7 protein-coding genes and 3 pseudogenes are annotated in these 9,350 nt (G+C 68.2%); 4 read left to right on the top strand and 6 right to left on the bottom strand.

Annotated features, from left to right (window positions below):
- Positions 1 to 106: 106 nt before the first annotated feature.
- Positions 107 to 396, top strand: a pseudogene (locus MJ797_RS22535) (IS4 family transposase); the annotation flags it as partial.
- A gap of 147 nt (positions 397 to 543) precedes the next feature.
- On the opposite strand, the gene MJ797_RS22540 reads toward MJ797_RS22535, so the two are convergent.
- The 3 genes from MJ797_RS22540 to MJ797_RS22550 all read right to left on the bottom strand — a co-directional run bounded on the left by MJ797_RS22540 (position 544) and on the right by MJ797_RS22550 (position 1,968).
- The gene (locus MJ797_RS22540; RefSeq protein WP_239340943.1) at positions 544 to 690 is read right to left on the bottom strand and encodes a hypothetical protein; all 147 of its coding nucleotides are present in this window, start codon (positions 688 to 690) and stop codon (positions 544 to 546) included.
- A gap of 623 nt (positions 691 to 1,313) precedes the next feature.
- On the bottom strand, positions 1,314 to 1,610 hold the full coding sequence (locus MJ797_RS22545; RefSeq protein WP_374582799.1) for a multiprotein-bridging factor 1 family protein: 297 nt from the start codon (positions 1,608 to 1,610) through the stop codon (positions 1,314 to 1,316).
- Positions 1,603 to 1,968, bottom strand: coding sequence for a type II toxin-antitoxin system RelE/ParE family toxin (locus tag MJ797_RS22550; RefSeq protein WP_239340949.1), 366 nt, complete (start codon positions 1,966 to 1,968; stop codon positions 1,603 to 1,605). The genes MJ797_RS22545 and MJ797_RS22550 overlap by 8 nt, the downstream gene beginning before the upstream one ends.
- Before the next feature lie 638 nt (positions 1,969 to 2,606).
- Between MJ797_RS22550 and MJ797_RS22555 the strand changes: the two genes are divergently transcribed.
- Entirely contained in the window at positions 2,607 to 2,849 is a 243-nt protein-coding gene (locus MJ797_RS22555) for a hypothetical protein (RefSeq protein WP_239340951.1), read from the top strand.
- A 614-nt stretch (positions 2,850 to 3,463) separates the two neighbouring features.
- Here MJ797_RS22555 and MJ797_RS22560 read toward each other — a convergent pair.
- From MJ797_RS22560 to MJ797_RS22570, 3 genes are read right to left on the bottom strand one after another with little or no spacing between them, the layout of a single operon-like run.
- Positions 3,464 to 4,792 (bottom strand): class I SAM-dependent methyltransferase, encoded by a 1,329-nt coding sequence (locus MJ797_RS22560; protein WP_239340953.1) that lies wholly within the window; start codon positions 4,790 to 4,792, stop codon positions 3,464 to 3,466.
- A 21-nt stretch (positions 4,793 to 4,813) separates the two neighbouring features.
- The gene (locus MJ797_RS22565; RefSeq protein WP_239340955.1) at positions 4,814 to 6,793 is read right to left on the bottom strand and encodes an ATP-binding protein; all 1,980 of its coding nucleotides are present in this window, start codon (positions 6,791 to 6,793) and stop codon (positions 4,814 to 4,816) included.
- Positions 6,790 to 8,007, bottom strand: a complete 1,218-nt coding sequence (locus MJ797_RS22570; protein ID WP_239340957.1) for a hypothetical protein — start codon at positions 8,005 to 8,007, stop codon at positions 6,790 to 6,792. The genes MJ797_RS22565 and MJ797_RS22570 overlap by 4 nt, the downstream gene beginning before the upstream one ends.
- A 360-nt stretch (positions 8,008 to 8,367) precedes the next feature.
- Here MJ797_RS22570 and MJ797_RS22575 point away from each other — a divergent pair.
- Positions 8,368 to 8,565: pseudogene (locus MJ797_RS22575) on the top strand (hypothetical protein); the annotation flags it as partial.
- Positions 8,566 to 8,925: 360 nt separating this feature from the next.
- Positions 8,926 to 9,165, top strand: a pseudogene (locus MJ797_RS22580) (integrase core domain-containing protein); the annotation flags it as partial.
- Positions 9,166 to 9,350: the final 185 nt, after the last annotated feature.

The raw sequence follows: 9,350 nt of genomic DNA on the forward strand, positions 1-9,350 counted from the left end.
GCTGATCGAACGCCCTATCCTCGGGCGCTCTTAGTGTCTGATCGTGCAGGTTCGGTGGGTGCCGAGACGTGGTCAGGTCAAGGAGAAACGCGGGGACCGGTTGGTGGACCGGTGGGAAGTCGAGACCCTGCTCGACGAGGTCAAGGTCCACCAGCAGGACGGCCGGCTCGTGCTACGGTCTCGCGCCCCCGACCGGGTCGAGCAGGAGGTCTGGGGCGTCCTGCTGCTGCACCGGGCGTTACGGAAACTGATCCACGACGCCGCGCTCGTCGACGGGGTCGGCCCCGACTGGCTCTCGTTCACCCACACCGTCAGCATCGTCCGGCGCCAGGTCGTGCGCCGGGCGGTTTCTCCCCGCCGCCGGACCGCCCGGATCCTGGCCGCGGTGACCGCTGAGATCGCCGAACACGTCCTACCGAAACGCTCCCGCTCTCACCCCCGCGTCGTCTGCCGCACCACGCGCACCCCGTTCCCCGCCAAGAAGCCCATCGACAAGCACCTCGCCGCACCGCCACCGACCGTCGTCACAGTACTGATTCGAACCTAAAGTTCCTGGTATTGCGCCCCGACCCCGAGCCGTACGAGAACGTCGAACGCCGCCATGCGGGCGTCGGACTCCTTCCAGGCCCGACCTTCTACCAGGGGAGACGGGAACACGAGGGACGGCAGGGGGCGACCGGTCAGACTCACCGCCCTGTCCAGGGCCGAGGCTCTCCGTCACCACTATCCCAGGCCCGCAAGCCGTCACACGCATCCGGGACGGGACAATCCGGGCGCCGACAGAGCGCCACCTGGTCCGTGCCTCGGCCTGTGTCGGGAGGTGGAATCCCGGTCTCCAGCGGAACGGCGGAGGTCACATAACGGGTGTCGGTGACTGCGTCCGGATCCGCTGACACGCGCCATTGAGGAACATCGACCGATGACGACAAGCATCGAAACCGTGGGGTAAACGTGGGGTTCAGCGCATCGGACGCCTGGCCGCGTGATAAGAAGTGCCTGTGCCGCAGGCGATCTGGGTGGACCTAACGCACCACAATAAGAACCGGATATAATCTTGGTTCAAGGTCCCGAAATCACTATCCGCCCGGTCTCGGCGCGGGTCCCGACCAGGGGCGACGCCCTGTGAGCGCCCGAGTAGTAATAGCATCGCCCGAGTCGAACACGCGTTCCGTACGTCTGGCGGGTCCGGACGCCGCGGTCCGTCTGGTGACCATGATCGTGGCCGGGTCTCACTCGCCGCATGCAGCTGGCCCGGCGAGGCGGGCGGAAAACCACCGGCTCACGTGCGGGCGAGTGGCATGCCAGGACGCCCGCTACGCCGCTGAACGAGGGACGACGCGGACGTCGAGGTCGGCGTCGAGAGCCTCGGCGAGCCGTTCCAGCACAGGCAGTGTCGGTACGGTGCCACCGGCCTCGAACCGAGCCACCGCCGACTGCGTCATGCCCGCCGCGCGGGCCAGTTCGGCCTGACTCCAGGCGCGCCGCTGGCGCAGCTCCCGCACCGACCTGCCCAGCTCAAATGCCAGCCTGGCTGCCTGGTATGCCTCGCGCGCGCCCGGCTCGCCCATCCGGCGTTCCCTCAGCCCCGCCCAGTCCGCCCGCTCAGCCATCGCCGTCGCCCCCCTCACCCTCGCCCACCGTGTGCTGCCCTGTCAGGCAGCGTGCCAGCGCGTGCCTCGCCCTGGACACCTCGGAGACCTCCCTCATCCGCGACTTGGCGAACACCGTCAGAAGCACCACCCTCCGCCCCGGCGCGATCCAGTAGGTCACCCGGATCGCCCGGCCCTCCAGATGGAACCGCAGCTCCCGCAGCTTGCCGTCGAGCTGCCGCGTGTACGGCTCCCCCAGCAACGGACCCTGCTCGGCGAGCAGATCCACATAGAAAGCGGCCGTCGCGAAATGCGCGGTCGGCAGCCGTTCCAACCAGTCCCGAACTTCCGGTTCCAGCTCGACGGTACCCCAGGTCATAGCGTTGACGCTATAGCCGCGCGACTGCGGTCCACCTGTCAATACCGACACGGCCACCTGCCAGACCACGACACGCCGCGCACCAGCCGCGCGGAATCATCTCTGCGATACAGGAGACCCGCAGGTGGAACTCGACTCCCGAGCTGGGCTGAGCCCTCGATCGTCCATCGGCACCCTGAAGTTGAACATGATTCAGCTCGATGTATGGCCCGGAAGCCGATCTCAGCGTCCACGGAGGGCGCGAACGCGCCTCCTCAGGAGCGCGACGAGGTTCATCTCGATCACCTCCGGACGTCACCGATCACCGAGAGACTGTGTCCCGCCATGAGCCGTCCCGCCGACAAGCACGCTTCCGAAGCACCCCCTCGTGCCGGACCCCAGTCGGTCGACCGGGGTCGCCTCACTCACGATGATCAGGTGGCCCGAGCGTAGTCCACTGCCGCGAGATCAGGACGCAAGCCCGAGTAGGAGGTGATCCTGGCGGGGCGTGCTCCTCGAAGCCGAGGTCCACCCAGCGCCCGGCGCGTCGGGCGGTGTCAGCTTCGAGGTGTCGTCGTTCGGCATCCCACGCCGTACGGGCGCGGCAGGTTATGCCGGCCACAGCAAAGGCCAGCGATCGACGGAGGCGAAAGCCGCACATGGCGGACGATCCTGACAGCGACGTCACGGACGCCGTGAACAGCGACTCGGCCGCCGACGTCGAGGACAGCCCAACCACAAGACCCCGGCGGCAACCCGCCATACGCCCGGCCATCGACAGCATCGAGACCGTCCTGATGACCCCGGAAGAATGGACACAGGCCGTCAATGCCCTCGCCGAGCTGATCGTCGCCTGGGAGAGAGCCGGAGCACCAACCAAAATACCGCGACAAAATATTTGACGGTCGACGCCGACGCACGCGAATCACCTGACCCCATCGGACTGGCATTCACACGGCAGAGATGATGATCCGCGAGCCACACCAGCGCACCGGGTTTTCCGGGGGTCGGACGCTGCCCCTCGCCTCGGGCGCGGACCTGCGCGCGATAGCCCGAAGCCCGGCGGCGAGGCGGCAGCGCCTCATCCTGGCGTCGATCACGCATGAAGCGATTCGGCGCGGCCCGCGTCCAGGGTCATCACCACAGGAGCAATCACCCAGTAGTCAGGGTGCCACAATGCATGGATCACGCGCTGCGCGGCGAGAGACGCCTTTCCATGTACCCGCAAAAAGCTGTATAGACTGCCAAAGGTGACCCGATCTGTACCTGAGAAGACCCTTGAGCACTGGTCCAGCCAGTACATCATGTATCGGTACAAATCGAACGCCGCGATCTGGTGGCCTGTCAACCGCGAGGACATCAGGATCGAATCGCTTCCGGCGAGACCCGGAACTTGTCACCAGAGTTCGGGCCGGGGGCATGGCCGTGGCGGCGATTCGGTCTCCGACGGACGTCTTGGAAACGGTCCGGCTCATCGGACGGCCGCGGTCTCCGCTGATGCCTGGCGTGACCTTCGTCAGGGGCGGCGGCCCAGCACCACGTACTCGCGGACGCCCGCGTTCCCCACGCCGCCGGTGAACCGGCCCGTGCGGGGATTGCGGCCCGCGGGCAGGATGCGCCGTCCCTCCTGGACGCGGGTGGCCGCGTGGACGTCCGTGAAGCCGGCCTCGGTGAGCAGCTCTCGGAATCCGCCGGCCAGGTCGAAGACACGGCCGGCACGGACGGTGTTGGCGACGGAGTAGACGACGACACCGCCTGGTGCCACCACCCGGAAAGCCTCGGAGAGGTGACACCGCAGACCGTCGACGTAGGCCCGCAGAGCACGTCCGAGAACTGTGCGCTCGGAGCGGAAATCCTGCTCGTACCAGGAGCGGAAGGCAGGCGGTAGGCAGATGTGCCCGGCCGCCGGGGGTTGCCGGTACTTCGCGCCAATCTGCAGGTCACGTCGCATCGGCCAGTCGAAGGCGAGGTACGACAAGCGTTGGACGTCGAAGTAGTCGTAGGTGACGAAGTAGGGCGGTGAGGTCACGATCGCGTCGACGCTGGCATCAGGCAGGGCCAGGTGGCGGGCGTCGGCATGAAGGACTACCGCGGACGGACGGGTGCCGGCCGCGGGAGGATGGCGGGCCGCCTCGAACGCGACCAGTTCGGCCTCGCAGTCGCGGGCGATCTGACGGGTCCATCGACGCAGACTGTGCGCCAGCGGGATGGGCACTCGATGCGGGTCCGCGGTGACCTTCACTGAGTCGGCCAGCCAGCGGGACGACGGCCGCAGCGACTGGGAGAGCGCGACGAGGGCGAAGCGGCGCAGGCGTTCGTCCTCGATGGCCAACACGGCCGGCTTCCAGGCGGTGAGGAGGCGTGCGTTGTCCTCGCCGAGCCATCCGGTCAGTTCGTCGCCAACAGCGGAGACCGCCGCCGGCGGTAGACGGATGAGCTGCTCGCAGTGCGCCACCGCAGTCTGGAGGTCCGGCGGTGGGTCAAGGCGGAGACGTCCGATCGTCGCGCCGAGGGTGGTCAGTTCCAGGCCAGCGGCGGCCAAGCCGAGCTGGCGACCCGCGCTGACCACCGCGCCGGTGCCGCAGAACGGGTCGAGGACGGCTTCCACCGGGCGGTCAGCTTCCGCCACGGCCTGCGCCAGCATGGAGACCACGACGTCGGCGGCGAAGCGGGCCGGGTAGCGGTGGAACCAGCCGAGCACCACATCCGGCCGCGCGCCGGGCAGCCGGGCGTGGACAGGCGCCGGCACAGCCGCGCGCCGCGGGCTGAAGACAGGTTGCTCGCCCCGCTCCCACTGCCAGAAGGCAGACACGGACGCGGGCTCGGACGTCCGGATGCTGTTCACTCGGGTCGGCACCGGACGGGGTCAGGCGGTGTGCATGCGCCGCGAGCGGGCCGGACGCATCTGGACGAAGACCGGGTTACGAAAGATCGACCCGGTGAGCAGACACTGGCCGGGGCCGAGGGCAGGGACCGTCGACCAGAGCGCCTCATGCACCCCGCCGGTGGTCGCGCGTACCGGGGCGAGGTTGCCGGCGGACTTCAACTGGTGGATGAAACGGGTGTTCGCCAGCTCGAACAGCTCCTCGGGAACGTGCCCCGGCTGCTGGGAGACCAGGGCCAGGCCCATCCAGCGTTTGCGCCCACGCCGGCTGATGACCTGGAGCTGGTCGAGCACTGCGCGCATGCGGCCCGCGCTCGCCCGCGAGACGAAGGTGTGCACCTCCTCGATCACGACGAGTACCGGTGGTCGGCCCTTCAGCCCCGGGCCCAGCGCGGTGCCTTTCGGGACCTCGATCACGCGCTCGAACAAAGCTTGGAGCAGGAACGCGATGGCGATGTTGCGGGCGGTGTCGTTGGTCTCACTGACATCGAGGACGCTGAGCCGCTTCGGGACGAGCAGGTCGTCCACCGCCAGGTAGGGGACGGATCTGGTACGGCCCCAGTCGAGCACGTCCGAACGAGCAAGGGCGAACAGCTTGTTCCGCAGGGTTGAAGCGGTGCTCTTCTCCGCCGGGCTCAGTTTGGCGGACAGCAGCGGGAGCGCTCCGTTCTGGTCCTCGGTCAGGCCGTCGATCAGGGTGCTGAGCGTGTAAGGGCGCCCCCGCGCCGTGCCGGTATCCGACGCCGCCGCTGCATTCGGGGACCTTCCCGGTGGCGAGTCGAGAACCCCCAGACGGGATCGGCGTGGCGCCGTCTCGGCGAGCCTTTTCGCCTGGCTTGTCACCGCACCCCACATACGGACCTGGGCTTCACTGAACTCCATGATGTCGGCGATGATCTCGTCGGGGACATCCGCGATCGGAACCTTGAAGGTCATCGCGTCCGACGCCTCGGTCTCCCCCGCGTTCGGCACATACACCCGAAGATCGGGCATCCCGCGCGGCAGGCGGTCGGGGAACTGCTCGCGCAGCAGGGCGGCGAGCGCATCGTCGTCGTTTCCCTGGTCCATGCGGACGTACTCGCCCTCGACATCGATGACGACGACCGCCCATTCCGCCCGCAGCGCCTCCTCCATCAACACCTGGGTCGTGTTCGACTTGCCCGACCCGACAGTGCCGAAAATGCCGACGTTGCGCGGGAGGAATGCTTTCTTCTGCGAGTCCGCCTCGACGCGGACGTCCTCGTAGCCCAGCAGCGAGCCGAGCTGCATGTCGCCTTCGAGACCGAGCATGCGGCGCAGCCGGTCCGCGGGGTAGATGAACGTTCGGGAATAAGGCCGTGGTCTCGTGGACGTCGGGCGTACTGACTCGTCTGGGCCGACCTCACCGAGGATCTCGATCGTGCCCGAGGCGTAGTAGGTGGGGCGAAACATCGTCCGGTCCGGGTGCAGCAGCGTGGTCCGGCTGATAGCCGAGTCGCTGCCGATCTCGTGCGGGCTGTGGAACGGCCCTTCTACAACCCTGCCGAGGAAAATGATGCCCTGCTCTGCATCGTCGACGCCGACGTAGGAATCGCGCCGGAAATGGCGGCGCAGCTGTTCGGAGACCAGCACGCCACTGCTGGTGTTGTCGGTGCCCTGGCCGTCGAAGGCGACGAAGCCGAGCGTTATCAGCGAGGCGGCCAGATCCTCCCGGGCTGCGTCGGTGGCAGCTCCTCTCGGGCCGTTCTCGCCGTTGTCGGTCTTCTCGCCCGCCGGGTCCGCGTTCTCGGGTTCCTCCATCAGTTCCGGCTCTTCTTCCTGTTCGCCGTTGCGCTCGTCGGCCGGTTCCGTCCCCAGCCCGTCGCCCGGCTCCGTCCCGCGCTCTTCTGCCTGCTCCGTTCCGTCGGCGGGCTCCACGCCGCGTTCGTCGCAGTCAGGACGCCGCGTGGCGTCGGCGTCGGCGTCGGCATCGCGCGGGCTCATCCGCGGGTCCGCCGTGGATCGAGATCGACCAGGCCGTTCTCCACCCCCAGCTCCATCAGCCGGGCCTCGACGAAGTCGCGGAACTCCCCAGCGCGGAACATGGTGCGGGCGACGGCGTCGGCGAGGTCGAGATGGAACGGGAACCCGCGGGCCGTCGCCGTCGCGGCGGCGTCCGGGAGGCCCCTGGTCCACAGCGCGTCGGCGAGGAACAGCGCGGCAGCCTGCTCGACCCGATCACGGTGGCACTCCAGGAGAAATGGCCTGTGCCCGGCCTTCAGCAAGACGATGGTCACCTCCGGACCGACCTCTCCGATGAAACTGCGGAAGTTGCCGCGGTCGACGGTATTGAATCCCGCCTTCGTGACCCCGGAGTCGGAATCCCCGTCGAGAAAGATCGTCAGGTCATCCGAGAGTGTGCGCAGCTCGATGTACTCGCCCGGTTCCAGGATGGCCCCGGCGTTGAGGACGTCGAGGTCCTCCGGGCTCTCGCTGACGGCGATGAACTGCTGGTCGGCCACGTAGCGCCGGGTGAGCTCGAAGACCGGCGGCAGGTTCTCCCGCGGCAGGCCGACACCGGTGCGCAGTTCGTAGGGAATCAGCTCGCCGTGGATCAGCCGCCAGTCGGCATCCTGGGAGAGCAGGATCTGACGTTCACCGAACAGCATCAGCGCCCGGCTGGCCAGGTTGGAACCACCATGCACCTTGCGCAGGTTGTCGAAGAACTCCCGGGCAGTGTCGCCCTGGGCGGTGAGTTCGTGCTCGAAGACGCGGGTGACCAGCCGAACGGACTCACCGGTGTTCGTCACGACGACGACACCAATCTGGATCTTCGTCCCGCTCAGCAGCGGCACCGCCGCCAGGGTGCCGTCGGCGGCAGCGACGACACCGGACCGCAGCAGGTCCCTCGCCCAGGCCGATGCCTCGTGTGAGGGGCGTCGAATGAGGCTCCGCAGGCCAGGATTCTCGGCAAGGATCTCGGCGCGCAACTGTTCCCGCCGCGCATGTGACGCGAGAACCGCGCGGTCGACCCGCTCACGGAGCTGATCGATGTGCTGTTCCAGATCCGTCCACGGAGCGACGGCCAGGATGTCGGCGAGGCTACGTACGTCCGCCTGACCTGGCGTCTTGGCCTGTTCCCGCGCCTCGGCCTGACCTGGCACGCCAGTCTGTCGGGCCGTCGGATGGTGGGCGTGCGGTCGCTCTGGCGGAGACATGACCAACGCCCTCCCCCGTGAACCGCGCACACGTCACCACCCGGCCACCAGATCGTTGCACCAGGTGGGCCGATGCGGTGGGGAAAACGGCAAATTCCGGTCGCATCGCCACCGTGCGTTGTGACCACGGTGTCAGCGCACGCCAGGCCCCGAACGACGGCCGGAGGCGAGCATCGGAGCGAGCCAGGCCGGAGCGGAGTCAGGAGCCAGCGGTGGCGGAAACACCCGGCCGAACCGCGGGCTGCCGACAGCCCGACCCCCACAATGGTCAAGCGTCGACCGCCGGTGGCCCCGCCCGCCGTCGAGCCGCTGCGCGACGGGACTGCTGTCAGGGGCCCGCTGTCACGCGAAGCCGCGCGCGAGGCACGCAGGCAGGACCTGCTGCACCGGGCCCGCGCCGAGGACGTGCTGCATTAGCAGCAGCATCAACGACCGATCTCCGCGGAAACGCTGCGCAAGCGGCTGGAAGTCGGCACCGGCACCGCACGCGGCTTGGTCACCCAGCTGCGCGCCGACACCCACACCGCGCTCGACGGACAGGCCGACCCAGCGCCGTAGGGCGCTGGCAGTGTCACGAGGCCCTGTTTTGGTGCGCGACGGCGCGTTGCACGTAGACGCGCGGTCCCAACATCCTCCGCTGCGCGAACTGGTAGCTGACGTCGAAGTGGGTTCCAACCTCCGCGGTTCTGCCCACGGTCGGCTGAATGCCCCACCGCACTGACAGCAGCAGGCCGCTCGGGACTGCGTCCAGGGGCAGGCGATAGACCACACCGCCCGCCGGCCCAGTCGACGCAGTCCGACGAGCCAACCCCTTACGCTTGCTCTATGACAAGCGACGAGAGCGCGCGGATGACGATCGGAGGCTTGGACTTCTCGTCCGCGCCTCCGAACTGCGTCGCACCGTCGATGTCGTCCAACAAACGGTTCGTCCGAACCGTCCGGACCGAGGCCACCGACCGGATGCTGATCTTCGGTGAGCGGCACCTGCGCGTTGTCCTGGCCGAGTACGCACGGCACTACAACCGACGACGACCCCACCGCGGTCGCGGTCTTCAACCACCACGGCCGGACCACCCCGTCGCCGACCTGACCAAGAAACAGATCAAGCGCAGGCCCGTCCTCGGCGGCCTGATCAACGAGTACGAACGAGCCACCTAAAAGCCCAGGTCACCACCGGTGGCCGAGTTCTGACACCCCACAGGGTTCAAACGTGACCGTTTTGGTGTCCGAGGGCGGACTCGGCCAGTACGCACACGCGCTGCAACGGCGGCACCGGCTTGTTCTCGGCTGATGCTGCCCGACCGCGACCACCACGTCGCCCCTTCTGGACGCCCACCAAGGGG

This window comes from Protofrankia sp. CiP3, assembly GCF_917627345.1.
Taxonomy (GTDB): Bacteria; Actinomycetota; Actinomycetes; order Frankiales; family Frankiaceae; genus Protofrankia.

What these genes read in the sequence shown, in the direction of transcription:
- MJ797_RS22565 (WP_239340955.1), bottom strand. Translation starts at nt 6,793, where the DNA reads ATGAGCCCGCGCGATGCCGACGCCGACGCCGACGCCACGCGGCGTCCT.
- MJ797_RS22550 (WP_239340949.1), bottom strand. Translation starts at nt 1,968, where the DNA reads ATGACCTGGGGTACCGTCGAGCTGGAACCGGAAGTTCGGGACTGGTTG.
- MJ797_RS22570 (WP_239340957.1), bottom strand. Translation starts at nt 8,007, where the DNA reads ATGTCTCCGCCAGAGCGACCGCACGCCCACCATCCGACGGCCCGACAG.
- MJ797_RS22555 (WP_239340951.1), top strand. Translation starts at nt 2,607, where the DNA reads ATGGCGGACGATCCTGACAGCGACGTCACGGACGCCGTGAACAGCGAC.
- MJ797_RS22545 (WP_374582799.1), bottom strand. Translation starts at nt 1,610, where the DNA reads ATGGCTGAGCGGGCGGACTGGGCGGGGCTGAGGGAACGCCGGATGGGC.